The sequence below is a fragment of the Enterococcus sp. ZQ21 genome (assembly GCF_030053755.1).
In the GTDB taxonomy this organism is placed as follows: Bacteria; Bacillota; Bacilli; order Lactobacillales; family Enterococcaceae; genus Enterococcus_B; species Enterococcus_B lactis.
In genome coordinates this window covers 2,218,771-2,243,695 of record NZ_CP125658.1, presented here as the reverse complement: position 1 = coordinate 2,243,695, position 24,925 = coordinate 2,218,771, and the positions used below count along the sequence as shown (strand labels likewise).

General features: G+C 37.0%; 23 protein-coding genes and 1 pseudogene. 18 read left to right on the top strand and 6 right to left on the bottom strand.

Annotation, left to right across the window (positions count from 1 at the left end):
* Nucleotides 1-343 precede the first annotated feature (343 nt).
* Nucleotides 344-2,080 (top strand): DUF2264 domain-containing protein, encoded by a 1,737-nt coding sequence (locus tag QK255_RS10870; RefSeq protein ID WP_002335459.1) that lies wholly within the window; start codon nucleotides 344-346, stop codon nucleotides 2,078-2,080.
* Nucleotides 2,067-2,900 (top strand): hypothetical protein, encoded by an 834-nt coding sequence (locus tag QK255_RS10865; RefSeq protein ID WP_002290562.1) that lies wholly within the window; start codon nucleotides 2,067-2,069, stop codon nucleotides 2,898-2,900. Before QK255_RS10870 ends, QK255_RS10865 begins: the two co-directional genes overlap by 14 nt.
* Nucleotides 2,901-3,026: 126 nt before the next feature.
* Here QK255_RS10865 and QK255_RS10860 read toward each other — a convergent pair whose 3' ends face one another.
* The 3 genes from QK255_RS10860 to QK255_RS10850 all read right to left on the bottom strand — a co-directional run bounded on the left by QK255_RS10860 (nucleotide 3,027) and on the right by QK255_RS10850 (nucleotide 6,825).
* Nucleotides 3,027-4,814, bottom strand: a complete 1,788-nt coding sequence (locus QK255_RS10860) for a glycoside hydrolase family 35 protein (RefSeq protein WP_002290563.1) — start codon at nucleotides 4,812-4,814, stop codon at nucleotides 3,027-3,029.
* 15 nt (nucleotides 4,815-4,829) lie between these two features.
* A complete protein-coding gene (locus QK255_RS10855) occupies nucleotides 4,830-5,993 on the bottom strand; it encodes a glycoside hydrolase family 88 protein (protein WP_002290564.1) in 1,164 nt (387 codons plus the stop codon).
* Nucleotides 5,994-6,117: 124 nt separating this feature from the next.
* Nucleotides 6,118-6,825, bottom strand: a complete 708-nt coding sequence (locus QK255_RS10850) for a GntR family transcriptional regulator (RefSeq protein WP_002290565.1) — start codon at nucleotides 6,823-6,825, stop codon at nucleotides 6,118-6,120.
* Between the two features lie 278 nt (nucleotides 6,826-7,103).
* Between QK255_RS10850 and QK255_RS10845 the strand changes: the two genes are divergently transcribed.
* From QK255_RS10845 to QK255_RS13435, 12 genes and pseudogenes are all read left to right on the top strand, one after another.
* On the top strand, nucleotides 7,104-8,588 hold the full coding sequence (locus QK255_RS10845) for a BglG family transcription antiterminator (RefSeq protein ID WP_283341548.1): 1,485 nt from the start codon (nucleotides 7,104-7,106) through the stop codon (nucleotides 8,586-8,588).
* Complete coding sequence (locus QK255_RS10840) at nucleotides 8,578-8,985, top strand: PTS sugar transporter subunit IIA (protein WP_002290569.1); 408 nt, start codon at nucleotides 8,578-8,580, stop codon at nucleotides 8,983-8,985. Before QK255_RS10845 ends, QK255_RS10840 begins: the two co-directional genes overlap by 11 nt.
* The gene (locus QK255_RS10835; protein ID WP_002290570.1) at nucleotides 8,982-9,296 is read left to right on the top strand and encodes a PTS fructose transporter subunit IIB; all 315 of its coding nucleotides are present in this window, start codon (nucleotides 8,982-8,984) and stop codon (nucleotides 9,294-9,296) included. The genes QK255_RS10840 and QK255_RS10835 overlap by 4 nt, the downstream gene beginning before the upstream one ends.
* A gap of 15 nt (nucleotides 9,297-9,311) precedes the next feature.
* Nucleotides 9,312-9,764 carry a PTS sugar transporter subunit IIA gene (locus tag QK255_RS10830; RefSeq protein WP_002290571.1) on the top strand — a complete coding sequence of 151 codons (453 nt, stop codon included), beginning with the start codon at nucleotides 9,312-9,314 and terminating at the stop codon, nucleotides 9,762-9,764.
* Between the two features lie 16 nt (nucleotides 9,765-9,780).
* A complete protein-coding gene (locus QK255_RS10825; protein ID WP_002290572.1) occupies nucleotides 9,781-10,101 on the top strand; it encodes a PTS fructose transporter subunit IIB in 321 nt (106 codons plus the stop codon).
* Nucleotides 10,102-10,120: 19 nt separating this feature from the next.
* Nucleotides 10,121-11,218, top strand: coding sequence for a PTS fructose transporter subunit IIC (locus tag QK255_RS10820; protein WP_002315682.1), 1,098 nt, complete (start codon nucleotides 10,121-10,123; stop codon nucleotides 11,216-11,218).
* A gap of 56 nt (nucleotides 11,219-11,274) precedes the next feature.
* Nucleotides 11,275-11,964 (top strand): D-allulose 6-phosphate 3-epimerase, encoded by a 690-nt coding sequence (gene alsE / locus QK255_RS10815; RefSeq protein ID WP_283341547.1) that lies wholly within the window; start codon nucleotides 11,275-11,277, stop codon nucleotides 11,962-11,964.
* 212 nt (nucleotides 11,965-12,176) lie between these two features.
* Nucleotides 12,177-13,103 (top strand): PTS sugar transporter subunit IIAB, encoded by a 927-nt coding sequence (locus QK255_RS10810; protein WP_002290575.1) that lies wholly within the window; start codon nucleotides 12,177-12,179, stop codon nucleotides 13,101-13,103.
* 23 nt (nucleotides 13,104-13,126) lie between these two features.
* Nucleotides 13,127-13,924, top strand: a complete 798-nt coding sequence (locus QK255_RS10805) for a PTS mannose/fructose/sorbose/N-acetylgalactosamine transporter subunit IIC (RefSeq protein WP_283341546.1) — start codon at nucleotides 13,127-13,129, stop codon at nucleotides 13,922-13,924.
* Nucleotides 13,911-14,717 carry a PTS system mannose/fructose/sorbose family transporter subunit IID gene (locus QK255_RS10800; protein WP_002290579.1) on the top strand — a complete coding sequence of 269 codons (807 nt, stop codon included), beginning with the start codon at nucleotides 13,911-13,913 and terminating at the stop codon, nucleotides 14,715-14,717. Before QK255_RS10805 ends, QK255_RS10800 begins: the two co-directional genes overlap by 14 nt.
* Nucleotides 14,718-14,852: 135 nt before the next feature.
* Nucleotides 14,853-16,858, top strand: a pseudogene (locus QK255_RS10795) (polysaccharide lyase 8 family protein); the annotation flags it as partial.
* An 18-nt stretch (nucleotides 16,859-16,876) separates the two neighbouring features.
* Entirely contained in the window at nucleotides 16,877-17,269 is a 393-nt protein-coding gene (locus tag QK255_RS13435; RefSeq protein ID WP_223493890.1) for a polysaccharide lyase beta-sandwich domain-containing protein, read from the top strand.
* 47 nt (nucleotides 17,270-17,316) lie between these two features.
* Here QK255_RS13435 and nrdF read toward each other — a convergent pair whose 3' ends face one another.
* From nrdF to nrdH, 3 genes are all read right to left on the bottom strand, one after another.
* Nucleotides 17,317-18,282, bottom strand: coding sequence for a class 1b ribonucleoside-diphosphate reductase subunit beta (gene nrdF, locus QK255_RS10785; RefSeq protein ID WP_002287792.1), 966 nt, complete (start codon nucleotides 18,280-18,282; stop codon nucleotides 17,317-17,319).
* A gap of 49 nt (nucleotides 18,283-18,331) precedes the next feature.
* Nucleotides 18,332-20,491: a class 1b ribonucleoside-diphosphate reductase subunit alpha gene (gene nrdE / locus QK255_RS10780; protein WP_002290582.1), complete on the bottom strand. Its 2,160-nt coding sequence runs from the start codon at nucleotides 20,489-20,491 to the stop codon at nucleotides 18,332-18,334.
* Between the two features lie 158 nt (nucleotides 20,492-20,649).
* Nucleotides 20,650-20,874 (bottom strand): glutaredoxin-like protein NrdH, encoded by a 225-nt coding sequence (gene nrdH / locus QK255_RS10775; RefSeq protein WP_002287795.1) that lies wholly within the window; start codon nucleotides 20,872-20,874, stop codon nucleotides 20,650-20,652.
* Between the two features lie 401 nt (nucleotides 20,875-21,275).
* Between nrdH and QK255_RS10770 the strand changes: the two genes are divergently transcribed.
* From QK255_RS10770 to QK255_RS10755, 4 genes are all read left to right on the top strand, one after another.
* Nucleotides 21,276-21,749 (top strand): FeoA family protein, encoded by a 474-nt coding sequence (locus tag QK255_RS10770; RefSeq protein ID WP_002290585.1) that lies wholly within the window; start codon nucleotides 21,276-21,278, stop codon nucleotides 21,747-21,749.
* On the top strand, nucleotides 21,746-23,878 hold the full coding sequence (gene feoB, locus QK255_RS10765; protein WP_002290586.1) for a ferrous iron transport protein B: 2,133 nt from the start codon (nucleotides 21,746-21,748) through the stop codon (nucleotides 23,876-23,878). Before QK255_RS10770 ends, feoB begins: the two co-directional genes overlap by 4 nt.
* A gap of 1 nt (nucleotide 23,879) precedes the next feature.
* A complete protein-coding gene (locus QK255_RS10760) occupies nucleotides 23,880-24,014 on the top strand; it encodes a hypothetical protein (RefSeq protein WP_002290587.1) in 135 nt (44 codons plus the stop codon).
* A gap of 93 nt (nucleotides 24,015-24,107) precedes the next feature.
* Nucleotides 24,108-24,752: a GntR family transcriptional regulator gene (locus QK255_RS10755; RefSeq protein ID WP_002287801.1), complete on the top strand. Its 645-nt coding sequence runs from the start codon at nucleotides 24,108-24,110 to the stop codon at nucleotides 24,750-24,752.
* Nucleotides 24,753-24,925 lie beyond the last annotated feature (173 nt).

Here is a 24,925-nt window from a genome sequence, read left to right as displayed (position 1 = left end):
AGATGTATGCTGAGATTCTTATTTATATGATCCAGTGGATGCTTTTTTATAACCTAACTGTTCCGTCCTGTTTAGGGTGGACGAATTAACAAATCATGGGGTAAATATTGTTTACTGGAAATGGCTCAAAGGTATATTAGATTTCTTTCATTTTAGATAGAGTAAGTAAAACGAAGAAATCACAAGAAATGCTTCCAAGAGAAAACAATACTAAGTGTGCTAACATATTAAGTTTTGATTATCCTGCTTTCTCACTCATTTCATTTTCATCTCACTCAGAAGTCTCTCCTGAAACCGATTTTCTACCATGGTATCCTAAAGAAAAAGAATTCGGAAGGTTGTCATGAATCAGTTAAAACAAAATCTATTTTTGACGCGGCGCGATTTCGAAGAAGCACTAGAGGAGATGATTCTGCCTTTAAAACAGGGACTATTCAATAGTGAAAAACCAGGAGTACGTCTAGGGAGTAGCGGCGCTGTTTATGACGAGAAGAGAGCAGAAATGGAGGCATTTATTCGTCCATTATGGGGACTGGCACCTTATTGGATGAATAATGGGACGAAAGATGAGTTGAAAGACGTCTATCGAAAGAAAATCTTGAAAGGGATGAATCCAAAAGATTCATTTTATTGGGGAGATATTAACGATTATGATCAATATATCGTAGAAATGGCAGCGTTATCTTTGAATCTGTTATTGAATCGAAACTATTTCTTTGATGAACTGTCAGTCACTTCCAAACAACAGTTGATTCATTGGCTAAAACAAGCCTTAGATAAAAAAATACCTAAAAATAATTGGACATTTTTCAAAATTTTGATCCGAATCGCTTTAAAACATTGTGGTGAATCATTAGATAAAGAAAAAATGGAAGCAGAATTACGCTTTATTGACACGATGTATGTAGGAAAAGGCTGGTATATCGACGGTAAATCTTCGCAAAAAGATTACTATGTTCCTTTTGCTTTTCATTATTATGGATTGATTTTTGCCAAATTAATGAAAGATGACTTTCCTGAATGGTCAGAAAAATTCATCTATCGTGCAAAAGAGTTTACGAAGGACTATATTTATTATTTCGATTCCGATGGAGAAGCGTTACCTTATGGACGAAGTCTCATCTATCGATTTGCACAAGGTGCTTTTTTTTCTGCATTGATTTTTGCAGAAGTGGAAGCAATCCCTTGGGGTCAGATAAAGACGCTTCTTTCCAACCATATGAAGCAGTGGATGACACACGATATCTTTACTTATGACGGACGGCTATCCATTGGGTATCATTATGAGAACCTTGTGATGGCAGAAGGTTATAACGCACCGGGGTCTCCCTATTGGGCATTAAAAGTATTTTTATTACTAGCAACAAAAAAAGAACATCCGTATTGGAAAGCCAAACCTGAACCAGTCAATACCAAAGAGAAAAGATTGATTGATAATGGAAATATGCTTTTGTGTCAGGCAAAAGAAGGAAAACATGTACTTGGTTATCCATATGGTTTGATGATTGATGGCCAAGCGCATGCCCCAGCGAAGTATAGTAAGTTTGTCTACTCTACTAAATTCGGCTTTAGTGTGCCAAAAGCGGGAATCACATATGGAGAAGGGGCATTTGATAATACATTAGCTCTTTCAAGAGACGGTGAATATTTCAGGACAAAGAAAAAGGTACGAAGTAGTGAAGCAACAGAGACTTCTGTTATGTATGAATGGCAACCATTCCAAGAAGTGCTGATCCAAACAGAAATTTACCCATTTGGTGAATGGCATGTTCGATTCCATGAGATATATACGACGATTCCTTTAGAGATAAGAGAAGGCGGATTTAGTCTTTTGGTAAAAGAACCAGAAATAACTTTGGCGAAAGACTGTGCAAAAATAAAAGAAACGCATGTGTCTCAAATCATTGCAATCGAGGGGTATGAAGAAGCAGGGATTCAGGTGCTAGAACCAAATACTTCTGTATTCTTTCCAAGAACCAATCTTCCCTATTTTAAAAAGAAAATCGAACCTGGTACCCATCGCTTTATTTGTTTAGTTGGCGGAATAATAAATGGAGGAGAAAAAAATGATCCAAATTGATCTAAAAAATAAAAATAATCAAGTAGTTATTGGCAAAATCGATCACGAGAAAAAAGAAACCGCATTTTCTGCAAATGGAGAAGAAATAGCAGTTTTAGCAATCAAAAATCACACATATGAAGTAGGAGACAAACTGGTCATAACGAAAGAGAAAAATGATCACTATTTTGTTGTGCAATTAGATGAAACATTGGCACCGACACTTCTTTATATTCCAGAGAAGAAATGGGAATATGTGATTCCGCTAGAAGAAACGAAAGCTTCAGTAGAGACGGGATTTCGTTCAAAAAGACATCACATATATGTTCGTAAAGCCTATGATTTTGAAGTGGAAAGCTATCGGAATGTATCTACAAACCCTCATGATCAAAAATTGTTCAGTGGAGCATATCCACATGCATATGCTAATGTAGAGACGAGAAATGATGTGACTTTTTTTGCTAAAAATGCGATTGACGGAAAGTTTGGTAATCGCTCACATGGATCCTATCCATTTACTTCTTGGGGAATCAATCAGCAAAAAGATGCAACTTTGACGATCGACTTTGGACGCTCAATCCAAACCGATCGAGTAAATCTTTTGTTTCGAGGAGATTATCCACATGATAGCTATTGGACAGAAGTTTCGATTTGTTTTTCTGATGGAGAAACAATAAAAGTAGCAACAACAGATACGCTTGAATTTCAATCGTTTTACTTTCCTGAAAAAATGACGAGTTCAGTTACTTTGAAAAATTTGAAAAAAGCAGAAGATACGTCACCATTCCCAGCATTAACACAAATTGAGATTTTCGGACGAGAAGTAATCACTTGTACTTGATTAAGAGAAATAATGATAGAAAAGCTATTCACTATAAAAGGGAATCCGTTTTGAAAATCGAATAATGATTTTCGTAGGACTCCCTTTTTGTATAAGCTAATTTACAGGATGATTATTTTGAATCGTTCATGACAAATCTTTTTTTATTGGTTGATCTGAAAAAATCAATGTATCAATCGATATACCTTCTGTTTCAAAAATAATCACTTCATTTCTGCCTTTTTTTAGTACATCTTTTGGACAATATAGTGATAAAACAGGCCCATGATTCCAGTACCTCCCAAGATTGAATCCATTGATGATGACGACCCCCTTACCATATAAAGAACAATCGATATAAGTATCTGCTTCTTCAGCAAGATCAAACTCAAATTGATAAAAAGAAGGCTGTGACGGGTCTTTGCCAGCGGAATAGTCGATTTTATCTAGTTGAGCTTGTTCGAAAGTCAATGGGTAATGGCGGTATCCAAGATGGAAATGGATATCTTGCATAACACCATTGCGAATCCCTTTTGATTGGGAGGGACTATTCAATTTTGCACCGTAATTGACTCTTCCTAAATTCTCAACTAGAACATCTAATGCGATAGTGGGCTGATTTTTTTGTCCTTCAAGCATCATTTCATCACCCAGTGTTTCTTGTGTTTGCGTTTGATTGTATTTGCCGTCAATATATATTTGTGCACGATCGTTTGTTTCGATTAAACGTAATTTATTTTTATGTCCGTAGTTTTTTAAGGTAAGTGAATATAATAAATAGCCGTAGCCATTGCTTGCTTGTTCCATTGTCAAAGGGTAATCTGTTTTGATTTCTTCACAAATCTGTTCTTTTATATGAAATAGAGAAACGCTTTTATTTACCGGATAAGTCCCTAGATTTTTTAACGTTTTTGTTCGGGGCTCTGCTTGCCAAACAGATGGACAAACTTCTTTGATGACCCTTTGAACTGCATAATATTTCTCAGTAGGTTGTCCAGCTTCGTTTAATAGTGCATCGTAATCATAGCTTGTGATTTGCGGAAGATCTGTATTGCCTCGAGCAGAACACCCATTATAAAAACCAAAATTTGTTCCCCCGTGGAACATATAAAGATTCAAGGAACCAATTTCTAACATCTCTTTTACTTCAGTTGCTAATTCTTCGGGATCACGCGTAATGATAGGTTCTCCCCATCGATTAAACCATCCATCCCAATACTCCATACACATGATCGGCCAATTTTTTTGATGATTCTGCATAAATTCTTTTAAGACCTGCGCATTTTCTTTTGAGTGGCTTCCAAAATTACCAGTCACAAAAATGTCTTCATCAATTAATGTACCAGCATCTAACACCTCTAGCCAAGCACCATCGGAGGTAAATAAAGGAACATCAATCGAATGTGCAAGCATCAATTCTTTTGTTTGGCGTAAATAAGATTTTTCCATTCCGTAAGAACCGTATTCATTTTCGAGCTGCATCATGATGACTGGACCACCTTGTGTGATCTGAAGAGGTGCAAGTTTTGGTAGAAGTACTTGATAATAATTTTTCAATTTTTCCATAAATCGAGGATCGGTAGAACGTACTCTTATATCAGGTTCTTTCAATAACCAAGCAGGTAATCCACCAAATTCCCATTCAGCGCAAATGTAGGCGCAAGGACGTAAAATTACCATCAAGTCTAATTCTTGTGCAATTTTTACAAAGCGAACGACATTTTTGAATCCGGAAAAATCAAAGGAACCTTCTTGTGGTTCGTGAAGATTCCACGGAATATAAGTTTCAACCGTATTTGCTCCTAGTGCTTTTAAATTATATAAACTGTGCTCCCATTGAGAAGGGGGTATTCTGAAATAATGGATTGCCCCACTAATGATTTTTGTAGGAATACCGTCGACTAAAAATTCGTCTTTTATTTTAAATGTTTGCATGTCTATTCATTCTCCTTACCAGTAAGTGTTCCATTCAGGTTTTGCTAAACGCATAAGTGCTTCTAAATAAAAGTAGTCGCCCCATAGATTTGGCTCATCGACTCCTTTTCCTTCCGCATGAGCATAAACGCCATGTAAAAGCAATCCTTCATTTTCTGGATCATTTTTAGCAGTATAGTGTGTTCCTAATTGATAAATCATTCCTTTTGCTATTTCTTTTGCTTTAGGATACGCTTCCATTTTTTCTGCTTCTAATAATCCACATGCAGCAATCGCTAGAGAAGAACTGTCTTTATCTGATGGAAAATCATCATTGAAATCAAAATCCCAGTAAGGTACAAGATCTTGAGGTAAATGTTCTAAGAAAACATCGACGATCGCTTTGTAGTTCAATGGAAAAGGAACAGAATGCAAGTATCGCTCGTTTAGTGGAATCCCTAAAATCGCCCAACTTTGCCCTCTAGCCCAGATCGACTCATCACTATGACCTTGATGCGTTGCACCATGTGTTGGAACTCCTGTGTTTGAGTCAAAGTAATAGGTATGGAAAGTGGTGGCATCTTCACGAATCACGGTATGCAACAATGTCTGGTAATGCTTGAAAGCCACTTCTTTATAATGTGGGTCATTAGAAAGCGTACATGCTTGGAACAACAAAGGAAGATTGATCAAAGAATCAATAATCAAACGGTATTCGAGAGGATCACCGTATGCTCCCCAAGCTTGGATAAAATTCCCTTTGTTCTGAAATCTTGCCACTAAAATATTTGCAGCTTGTAAAAACGATTCTTTACACAACTGACTATCCACGACTTTATACCCGGCTCCAGCAGATAAACTATAAAGAAAACCGATATCATGATGATCAAGGACGAAGTGTTGGTCTAAGCGTTTTTGAAAGCTATGGATATTTTCCATTGCACGTACTAGAAATTTCTCTTCTTTTGTCCATTCATAAGATAACCAAAGCATTCCCGTCCAAAAACCATTTGTCCAATCATCATTTTTTTTGATTCGATATTTTCCGTTTGTTGCACAAGCTGAAGGGAAATCTAACCCGAAACGAACCATATTTTTTTTGATACGCATCATGCACCATTCAAATTGTTCATCCAACCAATTTTTATCTACAAATGTTCCCAATTCAATCAACATTTCCTTTTTTTGTTGAATATTCATAGTTACCTCCTCTTAAAATGTTAACATATTAACTTAAAAGTAGTATACCGTATTTAGAAAAAAAGCGAGTATTGAAGAGGATTTAAAAAAGTTTATTAGAAGAGAGCAAACAAAAAAGTGAAAGCTATTCCGCTTCCACTTCAATTTTTGTTTTAAAGTATTTCCAATGTTTATAACTGATGATATATTCTGCTACACTTTGATCTGCTAAGTAAGAGTGTTTGATTTGTTGGACAACAGGTTCTCGGAAACTTAGATTTAATAGATTAAGTAGTTCTGCATGCTCTGGGAAAACAATTTCATTTGTTTCCACAGAAGCAAGGGAAAAAAGATCAATCCCAAAATCTTTACGAACTTTTTCGTATATACTTGAATAGACAGAAATATCTTTTGCTATTGGTTCTTTCACTAATTTTTTTGGTAAGTGAGTGATGTGGACCAAAAAGGGTGTGTCTTCAAAGAAACGAACACGTTTAATTTTATAGTAAGAAGCATTTGCTGGTAAGCCTAATTCCTTTAAAATATCCATTTCATTTTCTTCCTCAATCGAGAGTACTTTAACTTTTTCTTTATCTAAAGAATGTAGTTCGATATCAGAGAATTTCACACTTTGAGAAACTTTTGATTTTGAAACGAATGTTCCTTTTCCTTGGATACGATAGAGATAGCCTGCAGCAGTTAGTTCATTGAGAGCCTTGACTGCAGTAATTGAACTAACAGAATATTTCCGTTTGATATCTGCTTCTGAGTAAAATTTATCACCAGGAATAAAGTGGTGGTTTTTGATTTCTTCAAGTAAGTCTTGCTTGATTTGCTCGTATTTAGGAATCATACTAGAAGTCTTCCTTTCTTACAACATCATTATCTAATAGGATAACATGTTAACATATCCAAATCAATTAAAACCCATGAATTCTGCTATTGCAGAAGTAAATAAAATTATGATGGTAGATGAAATTAGTGGAACTTTATAAAAATAATAGAAGTAAAATTGGGATAAAACATCACACTTTAGAAAGCGGATACAAAAATGTCTGATGCAATGGACAAATTTCAGTGAAACAGATGGAATAAAAATGGTTATGATAAAGATGCAAAGGGGGAAGGATCATGACTAGTCAAATGAATCGAGAAAATAAATTAGTGTTGCTCTTGTCAAAACAAAATCATTACATGACTTCAGAAGAATTAGCTGATTTATTAGATACCTCGACTAAAACGGTCTACCGCTTAGTAAAAAAAATAAATACAGAATTTCAAAATGGTCACTTGATTTTATCAGAAAAGGGGAAAGGGTATAAATTAGACTACGAAAAATTTATTGAACGAAACAAAGAAACAAATAATCTATCGATTAGTCTATCGCCAAATGAACGTCAGAATCGTGTAATGGAGGAACTTTTACTGTCTTCACCAAGAGCAATCAGGATATCTGAGCTTTTTAATGCCTACGAGGTGGGTGATTCGGCAATTTCCAATGATGAGAAAAGTATCGCACAAAAGTTGAGGAAGTTTGATCTTCAATTGATTCGAAAAAATCGGACATTAGCCATCAAAGGTTTAGAAGAAGATATACGTAGAGGGCTTGCAGAAGTTATTTGGCGCATGAATATCCTTGATATCGATGAAATAAATGCTTCGAAAACGTTCAACTTCAATCGTTACGATGTCTTGTTCGTTTCAGATCAATTAAAGCTAATCGAAAAAATATTAGAAGGTGGACTTCCTTATCCTTACAATGTCAATATTTTTTCACATCTGTATATCTTGATCAGTCGCTCAAGGAAAAGGAGTGCTCCCGCCAGAGAAGAGGAACTAACCACGCAACAAATTGAATTCTTTGAAAAAGATAACCAAATTAAAAAAACAGCCGAAATCGTTATACAAAATGTTGAAAAATATCTGGCAACTTCGTTATCTGTGAATGAATCTTACTATCTCTATCAGTATCTAGTTTCCTCAAGAATGGAAAAAACAACAAAAGAAATAAAAAAATTTCCAGAAGAGGTAGAAAAAATCACTACTTACTATTTAGAAGAAGTAGGCAAACGAATCAATATGAAAGTGACAAATGAAAGTATTTTTATTGATCTAGCCAATCATATCAAACCAATGATCAATCGCTTAAAAAATCGTATCCACGTAAAAAATGGCTTGTTAGACCAAATTCAGCTGACCTATGAAAAAATCTATAACAGTGTGTCTGAAGTATCTAAAGAAGTCAGTCAACACTTCAAATTACCTCTAATCAATGCAGATGAGATTGGCTTCATAACGTTGTATTTCGCACGGATGTTAGAAACACAACAATTACCGATTCAGACATTGATTATGTGTACGACAGGTATTGGAACTTCTGAATTGTTGAAAGCAAAAATCATCAAAAAATTTCCAGACTTAAATATAGTAGATGTCATTGCGACAAAAAACTATCGTACGGCTTTAGAAAAAAATCCGAACATCGAATTGATTTTGACAACTGTTGGAATCCGCTCACGATTAGGAGTCCATACATTACTTGTTAGTGCGATGCTAACATCAGATGATCAATCACGAATCCAGAAAAAGATTGGGGAAATCTATAATGAAAGATGAGTTCATCGAAAGAATCGAAGTATCCGTTACTTCTCAACGAGAGGCATATCATTGGTTAGCAAGTTCACTTTACCCTGGAGAAGAAGAGAAAATAAGCATATTGATGGAAGCTTTTCTTATGCGTGAACAAAATGGAAATATTCAAATCGAAGAGGGGATCATTCTTCCTCATATTGAACATGAGTTGATCACTGAATCAAAAATCATCATTTTGTATCCCAAAAAAACCATTATTCAATGGAACGAAGCAATCGAACAAGTCGATTTGATTCTTTTTGTATTGCTTTCACCAAACGAAAATACGGAAAAAAAGAAGAAAATAGCAAATTTTATGAGATGTTTAGCGGACGAAACATTTATGCAAACATTAAAGAAAATAAGGAGAGATAAAAGATGAAAATCGTAGGAGTAGCCGCATGCACAGTTGGGATTGCCCATACGTATATTGCACAAGAAAAATTAGAAAATGCAGCCAAAAAAGCAGGATACGAGATGCATATCGAAACGCAAGGAACGATTGGTATCGAAAATGAATTAACCCCAGAACAAATAAAAGAAGCAGATTTCGTGATTCTGGCAATTGATGTAAAAATAAGTGGCAGAGAACGATTTGAAGGAAAACGTATCATTCAAGTACCAACAGAAATCGCCATCAAATCACCCAATAAACTAATCGAAAAAGGCGTTGAAGTCGTAAAACAAGCGTGAAGGAGTGGAAATGCCATGGAAGTAACAAACATTATCGATCCGAATACGATCAAAACAAACTTAGCAGGAACGACAAAAGAAGAAGTACTTGAAGAATTAGCAACTATATTGTTGGAAAATGCGTATATCACCGATGTAAAAGAATTTATGAAAGATATATATGCTCGTGAGAAAGAAGGGCAGACAGGTATTGGGAACTACATTGCAATTCCTCATGGAAAAAGTGCATCTGTCAAAAAGATCGGGGTAGCAATTGGAGTGACAGCTCGAGAAATCCCTTGGGAAACATTAGATGGTAAAGGGGTAAAAGGAATTATTTTGTTTGCTGTGGGCAATGATAATGAAGGGGCTAAAACTCACTTGAAGTTGTTATCTTTATTTGCAAGGAAACTAGGAAATGATGAAGTTGTTGAGCAATTGATCAAAGCAAAAGAGACAAAAGAGGTTATCGCAGCATTTGCATCATAAAAAGGAGGAAGAAAACATGAAGATCATAGGAGTAGCTGCATGTACAGTTGGGATTGCCCATACGTATATTGCACAAGAAAAATTAGAAAATGCAGCCAAAAAAGCAGGACACGAGATGCATATCGAAACGCAAGGAACGATTGGAATCGAGAATGAATTAACCCCAGAGCAAATAAAAGAAGCAGATCTCGTGATTCTGGCGATTGATGTGAAAATAAGCGGCAGAGAACGATTTGAAGGAAAACGTATCATTCAAGTCCCCAGTGAAATAGCCGTAAAGTCACCCAATAAACTGATCGAAAAAGCACAAGAAATAATTGAAAAACAACTTGTTTGATCATAAGGAGGGAAAAAAGATGGAAAAGATAAAAAAGTTAAATTTAAAGGGACATTTATTGACAGCGATTTCTTATTTGATTCCAATCGTTTGTGGAGCAGGGTTCTTGATTGCTATCGGGATGGCGTTCGGTGGAACAAGTCAAGGGACACTGGTACAAGGTAAATTTTCTTTTTTTGATGCTTTAGCAACAATGGGAGGCGCTGGTTTAGGGTTACTTCCTGTAGTCATTGCAACAGGGATTTCTTATTCTATTGCAGCAAAACCAGGGATTGCTCCAGGGTTCATCATCGGATTGACAGCGAATGCTATTGGGGCTGGTTTTATTGGGGGGATATTAGGTGGCTATCTTTCTGGATTCCTCGTGTTAGCTATTTTAAACCATGTGAAAGTCCCAAATTGGGCAAAAGGACTGATGCCAACATTGATTATTCCATTTGTTGCTTCTATCCTAGGTGGGTTAATCATGGTCTATATCATTGGAACACCTGTTGCCTTGTTTACGTCTTTTCTTACGAATTTCTTAGATGGATTAGGTAATTCGTCCTTGTTGATTTTTGGCGGTGTAATCGGCTTACTAAGTGGCGTTGATTATGGTGGACCAATTAACAAAACTGTTTTTGCCTTTGTTCTCACAATGCAAGCAGAAGGAATCAATGGGCCAATTACAGCCCTCCAATTGGTAAATACGGCGACGCCTATTGGTTTTGGATTAGCTTACTTTGTCGCAAAAATATTTCGGAAAAACATCTATACAAAAGTGGAAGTCGAAACATTGAAATCAGCTGTTCCAATGGGTGTGATCAATATCGTCGAAGGTGTGATCCCACTAGTGATGAATGATATCGTCCGAGGTGTGGTTGCTACGGCTATTGGCGGATTTGCTGGTGGTGCAACGACAATGATCCTAGGCGCCGATGCAACAGTACCCTTTGGCGGCGTATTGATGATTCCGACGATGTCCAGACCTTGGGCAGGCGTGATAGCAATCTTAGTGAATGTTCTTGTGACAGCCGTTGTTTTGGCAATTATCAAAAAAGATGTGGGGAAAGAAGTCGAATCCGTAGTGGAAAAGGAAGAAGAAGATATTGACTTGGGAGACATTCAGATTTTCTAAGTCCTTCATTTAGTCGGGGATTCAATCATTGATTTTTAAATAAAGGAGTCTTATATATGAGTAAAGTTTTGTTCTCACCATCTTTAATGACGATGGATCTAGATAAATTTAAGGAACAAATTGAGTTTTTGAATCAGCATGTCGATTCTTATCATATCGATATCATGGATGGACATTATGTACCTAATCTGACATTGTCTCCATGGTTCATTGAGGAAGCACGAAAAATCAGTCATTTACCAATGTCTGCCCATTTAATGGTCACAGACCAAAGTTTTTGGGTGAATCAATTGATTGCACAAAAATGCGAATGGATTTGTATGCATGTCGAATGTTTAGACGGGCTAGCCTTTCGATTGATCGATCAGATCCATGCTGCAGGGCTAAAAGCAGGAGTCGTATTAAATCCTGAAACACCTATTGAAACTATTTTCCCTTATATTGATTTAGTGGATAAAATCACTATCATGACAGTCGATCCCGGTTTTGCTGGACAGCGCTTCATCGAAAGCACATTAGATAAAATCGTTGATTTAAGAAAACTTCGTCAAGAAAAGGGATATCATTATTTGATCGAAATGGACGGATCTTCGAATCGAAAATCATTTAAGCGAATTGATCATGCCGGGCCAGATATCTATATCATCGGCCGTAGTGGATTATTTGGTTTAGACGAAGACATTGAGAAATCATGGGCCATCATGAAAAGAGACTATGAGGAAACAACTGGAAAAAGTATAGAATAAGGAAATAGTTAAAAAGGTGAGAGGCAAAAGTTTAAGAGCTACTTTTGCCTCTCACCTTTTTTGTATGCTGATACTTTTTAGATAATTGTACAGAAATAAAAAAACATAACATGTTAAGATGTTAGGTTTGCGAATGAGATAAACTATGTTATAGTGTGTTTGTACAAAAGATAATATGTTAAGTAGAATTTTATTTTTAGGGAGGAAAAGTGATGCAGAATATTATATTGATTAGTCATGGCAGTATGGCTGAAGGTGTTAAGGCAAGTCTAGAAATGATCGTCGGAAAGCAAGATCATGTTCATGTCGTTGCGTTGACGCCTGATGGAGACAATCGGCAATTCGAAGAAGAATTATTAAAAAAAATGAAAGCCCTTAACGGCTCATCTTTGATTATTGCAGATCTTTTAGGTGGTACGCCATGTAATGTAGCATTAAGCAACTATCTAGAATCAGAAAATGTAGAAATTATTGCAGGGATGTCTTTACCATTAGTTATAGAAGCAACGTTGAATTCAACTGCTACGGTAAAAGAATTGATCCAAGCAGCAACAACTGGCATTGTTGATGTGAAGCAAAAAATGAAACAAACAGAAATCGAAAAAGAACCAAGCCTTCCAATGGATAATAGCCAATTGTATGAGGCATATAAAGGAAAAGAAAATATCGTGAATGTCAGGATGGACGAGCGTTTGATCCATGGACAAGTTGCGGGCATCTGGGCGCCCAGTTTGCACACACAGCGAATCATTGTGATCAACGATGAAGCAGCAGCAGATACGTTACAAAAATCTTCCTTAAGAATGGCAGCGCCTACATCGATGAGACTTTCAGTTTTGCCGGTTGAATCTGCTGCGAAAAATATACGTTCAGGAAAGTATGGAAAACAGCGTCTATTCCTAGTATTCAAAAATCCAACAGATGTCTTACGTTATTTGAAAGCCGGAGGAAAGCTAACACACGTAAATGTTGGAAATATGAGTTATAAAGAGGGATCAAAAGATATAACAAAAAGTATCAAAGTATTAGATGAAGAAATTGATGTGTTCGAATCAATTGCAGCAATGGATATAAATGTAACCGCTCAATTGGTACCAAATGATCCAGTTATTGACTTCATGGATAAACTGAGAAATTAAACAAAAATGAGGAGGAAGAAAGTATGCACTTAGCAGCGTATCAAATTATTCTTATTACGGTTTATGCTTTTATTGCAATCAATGATTCGCTTATTTCAAATACATTAACACAACCAGCCATCGCAGGTATGATTTCTGGAATGATCATGGGAGACTTGAAAACAGGCTTGATGGTTGGAGGTACATTGCAACTAATGAAACTAGGGATTGCGGCTTTCGGTGGGGCATCAGTTCCTGATTATTTCACAGGAGCCGTCTTGGGAACAGTATTTGCGGTTATCTCTGGGAAAGGTGCAGAGTATGGTATAGGATTGGCTGTTCCAGTATCTTTATTGATGTTGCAACTTGATGTAGTCGCTCGCTTTTGTAATGTTTATCTCTTGCATCGTGTAGATAGAGCAATTGATGATATGAAAATCAATCGTATACCGCGATTAGTCTTATCTGGCTCTTTTCTTTGGGGATTATCACGAGCCATTCCGATTTTATTGATGCTTTTAGTCGGTGATGCTGCTGTTTCAACGATCACAGAAAATACACCAGAATGGTTGATGAATGGACTAAAAACTGCTGGTGGGGTGTTACCAGTCGTTGGTGTAGGAATCTTGTTGCATTACCTTCCAACAAAACAATATATTCCTTATTTACTATTGGGTTTCTTTTTAGCCGCTTATTTACAAGTGCCAATGCTTGGTATCTCAATCGTCAGTGTGATTGCTGCAATTATTGTATTTAAAAAAGATAGTGAAAAAGCAGAACATCCGACAGTGACAGCCACAAATAATGGAACATTTGAAGGAGGATATGATGGGGATGAATAACCAGAAATTAACAAAGCAAGAGCTGAATGCGATTAGTTGGCGCTATATTTTAGGAAGTCAGCTGAACTGGAACTATGAACGAATGATGAGTTCTGGCTATTTATATGGGATATTACCAGTATTGAAAAAATTCTATGGTAATGACGAATCACAATTACAGGATATGATGCGTACACATAATCAATTCTTCAATATCAACGCGATTTTCGGAAATTTGATCATGGGGATTGATGTGGCAATCGAAGAAGAAGATGGTTACAAAGCAAAAGACACAATCATTGCCTTAAAAACAGCTTTAATGGGTTCTCTTGCTGGCGTAGGTGATTCATTGTTCCATGTGATTTGGGGAACGATTTTTGGATCGATCGCAGGAACATTAGCTCAAAGTGGCTCAATTGTTGGGTGTGTGATTTGGGTCATCGCGAATATCGCTTTATTATTTGGACGGGCTGCATTATTACCATTAGGATACAAACAAGGAGTCAAACTTGTCACAACTTTGAAAAACAAATTATCTGCATTCACTAATGCCGCAACAGTTTTAGGTGTCACGGTAATTGGTGCTTTGATTCCTTCCGTGGTAAAGGCAGCGGTCCCATTTGTTTATAAAAAAGATGGGGTGGAATTAGTTATCCAAGATACATTAGACGCTATTTTACCCTCTCTTGTTCCAGTGTTACTTGTTTTATTAACTTATTGGATGTTGGGACAAAAGAAATTGAATTCCACACGAGTAATCTGGATCATTTTGATTCTTTCCATTGCATTAAGTGCGTTTGGTATTTTAGCTTAAAAAAGGAAAAGTGAGATACGTCCGTTCACACATTTGTCTAAAAAGTAGAGGCTAAGCGGTTTTCTCATTCACTAAGATAAATGTGATTTTAGCCTCTGTATATTCATACAATCTGATGAGAAAGAGGGAGCAAAGATGGAGAAAAAAGGTTTGGGTAAAAGGCTTCTTTTGATGAGTATGCTTAGTTTAATTAGTTTATTTGGAATGAGTATATCAACCTTTGCCGAGGAAGATGAATTTCAAAAGATGGAAGAACGATGGAAAAGTCAACTTGTCTTTGAAAAAGAAAGTCCGGAAAATGAGTCATTAAGAGCATATATAGAAGCGTTATCAAAAGAAGCGGAAAATTTATATCAAACATTGGATCAATCACCTGACCGGACCTATCTATGGCCACTTGAATCGGGAAATACTTCTTCAGCAGATTTGACGACACAATTTACGAAACTCCAAAAACTTACTTATGCCTATAAAACAAAAGGGACAACACTTTATCAACAGCCAGAGGTTGCTGCAGCAATTAAAGAGGGAATCGATTTTATGATTACCAAAAAAGGATATGATGGGAAAAAGTATTATGGAAATTGGTGGGATTGGCAAATTGGTATCCCACAAAAATTTGTGAATATCCTTCTACTGTTGCACCAAGAGCTATCCAGTGAAAAAATCCAACAATATACAGCTATTTTGAGTCAATATGTACCTGATCCATTCCAGCAATTATATACTAAACCACAAGATTCATTTGTAGACCTTGCATTTATCCCTAACTTTTCAACGACCGGTGCTAATCGAACAGACTTATCATTGACTGTTTTAGGAGTAGGTATTTTACAAAAAGATGCCACAAAAATCCATCAAGCAGTGAATGGGATCAAAGATGTTTTTCAACTCGTGACAAGTGGAGATGGGTTTTACGCAGATGGTTCCTTTATCCAGCATAATGATATTCCTTATACAGGTTCTTACGGGAATGTACTAATCAAAGGAGTCGGACAGATTTTTACGATTGTGGATGGGACTTCTTATACAGCAGCTTCTGATGCCATTCACGCTTTCGTAGAAAATGTAGAGAAGGCCTTTATTCCTTTGATTTACCAAGGTGAAATGCTTCCCATGGTGAATGGACGCGCTATTTCACGTGCGCCTTCAAAGACGAAGGTAGGATACGGGTCTTCAACGATGTATAATTTATTGATTGTTTCAAAATTTGCACCAGAAGATAAGCAAAAGGAACTAAAAGAAGCAGTCAAATATTGGATGCAATTGAACCCTTCGTATTATATAACGAATGTAAGAGATTATAATGACCTGGTCATGACACTATCCTTATTAGAAGACCAGACGATTTTAGGGAAGGATTTACCATTCATAGGGACAAAAATGTATCATAAAATGGATCGTTTTGTTCAGCGTACCAGTAAGTATATGGTAGGAATCAGTATGTATTCGAACCGTATCTCTTCTTTGAAGCAGGAAATAAAGAAAACAAACGTGGCTGGCATACATCGGATGGGATGGTCTACTTATATAATGAGGATGATGTACAATTCGGTAAAAGCTATTGGCCGACTGTCGATCCTTATCGATTGCCAGGAACAACGGTCGATACAGTCCCTTTAAAAGATGAAATCTCTTCTTTTACGACTGTGCGATCAAATGAAAAAGCCGTTGGCGGTGTATCAAATGAAGGTCAGGCAGTGGTAGGTATGGCTCTAAATAAAACTGGAACAAAGAATAATGGAGCAGTTTTGCCAATGGATGTCAAAGGGAAAAAATCGTGGTTTGTGCTTGACGATCAATTGATTGCGCTTGGTTCGGGAATTACCGGTAACACAAATGCGTCTATTGAAACGGTTATAGATAATCGTTTATTAAACGATCAGTTTACTTATAAAGTTGTAACAGAAACAGGAGAAGTTACCCAGCCAACCGAACAAAGTGAAAAAGAATGGTTATTGTTACAATCAAGTCAACCAGAAACATCGATCGGTTATTATTTTCCTGAGAAAGAAACAGTAAAAGTGATAAGTGAAGAACGGCAAGGTACTTATAGGGAAATCAACGAATCATTTCCCAGTGATGAAGTTTATCATGGAAGTTATCGGAAGTTTTTGATCAATCATGGAAAACATCCAATCAATGAAGCTTATGCATATGTGATATTACCAGGAGTGAACGAAAAAGGATTAAAAGAATATGCAGAAAAAGAACCAGTTACTATTCTTCAAAATACTCCAAAAATTCAAGCGGTAAAAGTAAAAGAATCCGGTTATTTGGGTATCAATTTTTGGGATAATACTGGTGGAGAATTAGATGGATTAAAAACAGATAAACCACTTTCTGTATTAAAGAAAATAAACGAACAAGAAAAAAGTTATACGTTTGCTGATCTTGCTCATACAAAGACGAAAATAACGATTGAATTACCAAATGATTTTGAAGCTGTTCGAAGCATGAGTGAAGGAATTACCTATGATGAGCAGATGGGTCGCTTTACTATTGATTTTTCGCAAACATCGGATACACAAAAACAAATTGTTGTGGAATAAAAAAAGCGCACAAGAATAGAATATTCTTGTGCGTAATTTTTTTTTCCTTATTCCAATCCAATCAAATAATCGTCATCTTTCATCGCTTCTACATGACCTAACAAATAGCCGTTTCCGACTTGTGAGAAGAAGTCATGGTTGCTTGTGCCTGTTGAAATCCCGTTCATTACGATTGGGTTGACATCATTGGCAGTATCTGGGAAGAGTGGATCCATCCCTAGGTTCATCAATGCTTTGTTGGCATTATAGCGTAGGAATGTTTTGACTTCTTCTGTCCAACCGATTGGATCGTATAATTCTTCTGTATAACGTTCTTCGTTTTCATAAAGTTCATAAAGCAGGTTGTACATCCAGTCTTTCAACGTTTCTTGTTCTGCTTCAGGCAATTCGTTGAAACCTAATTGGAACTTGTAACCGATGTAGGTTCCATGTACCGATTCATCTCGGATGATCAGTTTGATGATCTCTGCTACGTTTGCCAATTTGTTGTTTCCTAAATAATAAAGAGGAGTATAAAAACCTGAATAGAACAAGAATGTTTCTAAAAAGACGCTGGCAATTTTCTTTTCTAGCGGTGTACCGTGTTTGTAGATTTCATTGATACGCTCAGCTTTTTTTTGCAGATAAGGATTCGTATTCGTCCAGTCAAAAATTTCTTCGATTTCTTTTTTCGTGTTCAGTGTACTAAAAATAGAAGAATAACTTTTGGCATGAACGGATTCCATGAATTGGATATTGTTCAAAACGGCTTCTTCATGGGGAGTGCGGACATCTTTACGCAACTGATCCATGCCGCTTTCAGATTGGACAGTATCCAGCAGTGTCAAACCGCCGAATACATGTCCTACTGTATCTTTTTCCAATTGAGACAATGTGCGCCAATCATCTAGGTCATTTGAAAGTGGGATACGTGTATCTAGCCAAAATTGCTCCGTCAGCTTCTCCCAAGTGGATTTATCAATGATATCTTCAATTTCATTCCAGTTTATTGCTTCATAATATGTTTCTGACATGAGAATGCTCCTTTAATTAAAATATGAATAAGCGAATCTATCTATGATATTAGATCACGCAGCTTTCACATTGATTGCTTCCGATTTCTTCTGCATCATCAGTAAAGGTACGTACATAATAAATGGATTTGATTCCTTTATGGAAAGCGTAATGTCTTAAAATATTCAAATCACGTGTCGTTTGCTTCGTTGTTGTCTTCCATTCATAAATACCTTCTGGGATTTCAGAACGCATGAATAAAGTCAAACTCATGCCTTGATCGACGTGTTGTTGTGCTGTTGCATAAACATCGATCACTTTACGCATGTCCATATCATAAGCAGAAGTGTAATATGGAATCGTCTCATTGGATAAATAAGGCGCTGGGTAATAAATTTTACCGATTTTCTTCTCTTGGCGTTCTTCAATCATGCGAGTGATAGGATGAATGCTTGCACTCGTATCATTGATATATGAAATTGAGCCATTGGGTGCTACTGCCAAGCGATTTTGGTGATATAGCCCATCTTTCATTACTGCTTGTTTCAAGGCATTCCAATCTTCAGCAGTTGGAATAAAAATCCCTTCAAACAATGCTTTGACTTTTTCTGATTTTGGCTGGAATTCTCCAGTTACGTATTTTTCGAAATAAGTGCCATCAGCATAAGCTGATTTTTCAAAATTATGGAAAACTTGTTTTCTTTCACGAGCGATATTATTGCTTTCAACAAGTGTCCAATAATTCAACAGCATGAAATAAATATTTGTAAAGTCTAATGAATCCTCTGAGCCATATTCCATTTGTTCTTTTGCAAGATAAGTGTGTAAGCCCATGGCACCTAATCCAATCGTATGATTCAGCTTATTTCCGTTTTGGATCGGCGGTACGACATCGATATCAGATGCATCTGTAATAAATGTCAATGCACGAGTCATCGTACGCACAGATTGACCAAAGTTAGGGCTTTGCATCAAATTCACGATATTTGTCGAACCTAAGTTACATGAGATATCTGTTCCTAATACTTCATACTCCTGTTTACCGTTGATCACAGAAGGCGTTTGAACTTGTAAAATCTCTGAGCATAAATTACTCATGATAATCTTGCCGTCGATTGGATTCTCGCGGTTCGCTGTATCAATATTGATTACGTAAGGATAGCCAGATTCTTGTTGTAATTTTGAGATTTCATTTTCAAGATCACGCGCTTTGATTTTTTGTTTGCGAATGTTTGGATTTGCAACTAGATGATCATACTCAGCTGTAATATCTACATAAGAGAATGGGACACCATATTCTTTTTCGACACTATACGGACTAAATAAATACATGTCTTCGTTTTTACGTGTCAATTCATAAAATTTATCAGGTACAATCACACCAAGAGAAAGAGTTTTTACGCGAATCTTTTCATCTGCATTTTCTTTTTTTGCTGAAAGGAAAGCAATAATGTCTGGATGGAACACATTCAAATAAACCACACCAGCTCCTTGACGCTGACCTAATTGATTAGAATAGCTGAAACTATCTTCGAATAATTTCATGACTGGAACGACACCACTCGCAGCACCCTCGTATCCTTTGATAGGAGCGCCGGCTTCACGAAGATTTGATAAAGTAATCCCCACGCCGCCGCCAATACGGGACAATTGCAAAGCAGAGTTGATTGAGCGCCCGATAGAGTTCATATCGTCAGTGACTTGAGTCAAGAAACAAGACACCAATTCGCCCCGACGTTTACGTCCAGCATTCAAGAAAGAAGGTGTAGCTGGCTGATAACGTTGATGGATCATTTCATCTGCAAGAGCAAGTGCTAATTCTTCATCTCCGTTCGCAAAGTAAAGCGCATTGAAGGCTACTCGATCTTCATAAGTTTCCAGATAAGCGGAACCGTCGTTGGTTTTCAACGCATATTGAGAATAAAATTTGTAAGCAGCCATAAAAGATTTGAAAGAAAAATGTTGTTCGTCCAAAAATTGATATAGCTTTTCAATAAATGATGGTGAATATAATTGGATGAATTCTGCTTCTATATATTCTTGATCGATCAAGTAATTGATTTTTTCCATAATAGATGGAAAAGTCATCGTATTTGGTTTGACATTTTCTTCAAAAAAGGCAGCCAAAGCTTCTTTATCCTTATTCAAAGGGATTTGACCATTGACTGGTCGATTGATTTCATTATTCAGCTTGAAATAACTGACATCTTGTAAATTTTTAAGACTCATACGTACGCCCAACCTTCATTTCGTATTTGATGATGCTTGATTGCAAATCATTGCATTGTTTTTAAGCTTTAAAAAAGGATTTGGAAGTTTGCGACAAAAACTGGTGCTGTCTCAAGCCCTTCAAATCCATGTATCTTGTTTTGATTCTTTTAGTCATGTTAGCTGGCAAGTTTACGCAACTGATCAGGACGGAATCCGATAACTGTTTCTGCATCGGAAGTAATGACAGGAACACTTTGGAATCCTTGTGCTTTCAACCAGTCTACTGCTTCCGGTTGTTCATCGATATTGACTTCTTCAAAAGCGATTTGATTTTCTGTTAAAAAACGCTTGACCATCTTGCATTGCATACAATTATTTTTAGAAAAGATTTTTACGTTCATGATGAGTGCCTCCTCTAAACACATTCTTATTATCTATAATAGATAGTATAAAACTCTTAGTAAAAAAGTCAAACAACAAACACTACATATTGTGTTGTGGAAACTGTGGAATACTAAGTTTTGTGTTTTTGAAAAAAGAGCTGAAAACAAGTATCGTGTGGGAAAATAGCAAATCTAATAGAGAAAAAATTGTGGAAAACTATGAAAAAATATTTTTTTCTCATTTTTATCTATCAATACTAAAGATTCGCTCATAATATCACAAGTGTAATTGACATTCTCAATTACCGAGAGTATTCTATGTGAGAATGATTCTCATTTATTTGCGTAATACGTAAGAAAACTAGAACATAGAATGAATGGTTTCAACACATGATTTATTTCACAAGAGAGGAATCAATATGCAGACCTTAGCGCAGGCAAAGCAAAACTTCGTTTATCAAGTCGAACGAATTGAAACAGAAGAAAAAACAAAACGCCATTTGCAAAATATTGGGGTCGTTGTCGGAAGTAAAATCGTCGTCGTCAATTTATCAGGCAACAATGCCATTTTACTGATAAAAAGTCATCGAGTGGCAGTAAGTCGGGAAATACTAAGTCAGATCTTTGTCAATAAAAAGACTGCTTCCTCTGAAAGCTGGACTTCTCTTGATCAATTAAAAGCAGGAGAGACGGGGATCGTCGTAGCCATCCACGGACAAGGCGCAGTGAAGCGGCGGTTGATGGATATGGGATTGACGCGAAATGTAAAAATAGTCATCCGAAAACTAGCCCCTCTAGGAGATCCAATCGAACTGACAGTGCGAGGATATGAATTGACGTTACGAAAGTCAGAGGCTGAACTAATCTTGGTACAAAGGGAGGAAAACGAATGAATATCGCGTTAGTCGGAAATCCAAACAGCGGGAAAACGAGCTTGTTCAATCTCTTGACTGGTTCGAATCAATATGTAGGGAATTGGCCGGGTGTAACAGTAGAAAAAAAAGAAGGATCGTTGAAAAAAAATCCGAACATTCACATTCAAGACCTACCCGGTATCTATTCTTTGTCTCCTTATACACCCGAAGAAGTGATTGCAAGAGATTATTTGGTTCATGAACAGCCTGAACTGATCATCAACATCATTGATGCTACCAATTTAGAGCGGAATCTATATTTAACTACGCAGTTATTGGACTTAGACATTCCTATGATCATTGGTCTGAATATGATGGATGTCATCAAAAAAGAAGGAAAAAAAATCAACCTAGAAAAGCTTTCCTATGGTCTTGGTGTACCAGTTTTACCAATCAGCGTATTGAAAAAGCAAGGAATCGAAAAATTAATCGAAAAGATTCAGGAGTCTGCAAAAAAACGGCCTTCTATTCCTGTTCCCTGTACATACGATCCGCGTTTAGAAGCAGCTTTACATGAAATTGAAGATGTACTAGGAGAAAAAAGCAGCAAGAAACGCTGGTATGCAATGAAATATTTTGAAAGAGATCAGAAGGTGAATGAGGATGATGAGATAACAATTTCTCAGCAAAAAGAAATCGAACAACTGATCCAGTTGACAGAGAAACTATTGGATGACGATAGTGAAACGATTCTAGTCAATGAACGTTATGAATTTATTACCCAATTATGTGCACTATCTGTCGTGTCAAATGATTCTTTCCAATTATCGATGAGTGACAAAATCGATCAGATTGCAACGAATCGTTGGTTAGCCTTGCCAATCTTTGCATTTGTGATGTGGCTGATTTATTACTTGGCTATTCAAACAGTAGGAACAATGGGGACAGATTGGATCAATGATACATTGTTTGGAACGTGGCTACCAGAACATGTTGGCAGACTGCTAGCTGAATGGCAAGTAGCCGGATGGATGCAGGAGCTGATCTTGAACGGCATCATCGCAGGCGTGGGAGCAGTATTAGGATTTTTACCGCAATTGATCGTATTGTTTTTATGCTTGAGCTTTCTAGAAGACTGCGGATATATGGCGAGGATCGCTTTTGTCATGGATCGACTTTTCCGGAAATTCGGGCTTTCAGGAAAATCCTTTATTCCTATGCTGATTGCCACAGGATGTGGCGTACCAGGCGTCATGGCTACTCGCACGATTGAAAACGAGCAAGATCGTCGGTTGACGATCATGGTCACGACATTCATGCCTTGTTCTGCAAAATTGCCGATTATTGCCTTAGTGGCAGGGGCCTTTTTTCCTCACCAATCTTTGGTAGCTCCTTCTGCCTATTTTCTTGGTATGACTGCAATTATTTTCTCTGGAATCAGCTTGAAAAAAACGCGTTTGTTTGCTGGAGAAACAGCTCCGTTTATCATGGAATTGCCCGCATATCATTTTCCTCAATGGTCGACGATCCTAAGACAAACCTATGACCGCAGCAAGTCTTTTGTAAAAAAAGCAGGAACGATTATCTTTGTTTCTAGTATCGTGATCTGGTTTAGCTCTTCTTATAATTTTTATGCTCAACCTGTTCCTGAAGACCAAAGTATCCTAGCCTTTTTCGGACGAATCCTAGCTGTTGTTTTTCAGCCGCTTGGTTGGGGGAATTGGCAAGGAACTGTCGCAGCGATTACAGGATTAGTTGCTAAAGAAAATATTATTGGCACATTCGGTATTTTGTTTGGACATGCGGAAGTATCCGAAAATGGCAGAGAAATCTGGCAAGTGCTACAACACACATATACTCCCGCAGCAGCTTATTCATTGTTAGCCTTCAATTTACTTTGTGCGCCTTGTTTTGCGGCAATTGGGGCTATCCATCGGGAAATGAATGCCAAGAAATGGACTTGGATCGCCATAGGCTATCAATGCGGTTTAGCTTATTTAGTTAGTTTTGTGATCTATCAGTTGGGACACTTATTGGAAGGTGGACAGGTAGCGTTAGGGACGTATCTTGCTATTTTATTGATGATAGGACTCGTTTATGTTTTGTTCCGTCAGCCAAAATCCAAGAACCAGTTTTATGCTATATTGTCATTAGAAGGAGAGGAATAGGATGGCGACATTCTTATTAAGTGTATTAATCTTTGGAAGTGCAGGGGCGATTGTCTATACTCGTTTAAAATCCGGAAAGAATTGTGATGACTGTCAAACAGCTTGCCCAGTAAAAAAGGAACAGATCAAGCGATGATCAGTCGTTGTAAGAGTCTGTTCTCCCCTTTTTTGCTTATTTTGCTAGAGCATAGTAAGATGAGGGAAAGTAAAAAAAGAAAGAGGAAAGAAAATGTCTGGAAAGAAAAAAATCGTCCGCCCGCGCTATCAGCAGATTGCTGTTGATTTAGCCGAACGTATCGTTGAAAACCGATATAAAGTGGGTGAGAAGATCCATGCTCGCTCAACGCTTGCCAGTACGTACAATGCTTCTCCTGAGACTACCCGAAAGGCTATCAATGTGCTGGTAGATCTTGGGATCATGGAAGTACGGCATGGGAGTGGGGCATTTGTTGCTTCGAAAGAAAAAGCAAAAGATTTCCTATTGCAGTATCAAGATGTACAATCTATCCAAGATACAAAAGCAGAAATCATGGCGAGTGTGGAGAAGCAACAAGATGAGCTGAATCATTTTTCTCAATTATTGGATCAGCTGGTCAATCAAACGAAGCGAATACATAAGATGAACCCTTTACTTCCGTTTGAATTGTCTTTATCAGAAAAAGCAATGCATCTGGACCGTTCGATTAGCGAGTTGAATATCTGGCAGGCGACTGGTGCTACAGTTATCGCAATTTCTCATAACGAAGAACTACTTGTTTCACCTGGACCTTATGCTAAATTTACGGCAGGGGATATCGTTCATTTTATTGGAAATGAGTATACGCTACAGCGTATGACAAACTTTTTTTACCCGGAACATCAGCTTGCAGAATGATTGTGTGAAATATTATAAAAATATTAACTTGGCTAAACCTTTTATTTATAAAGATTTAACCAAGTTTTTTTCTGTTTGGACAAGCAAATTTCTTTCATTTTTGACAAAGTGACTACATGATGTTAACATAGTGTGGTCACTTTTTTTCAGAAAGAAAAATGAATTTACATAAA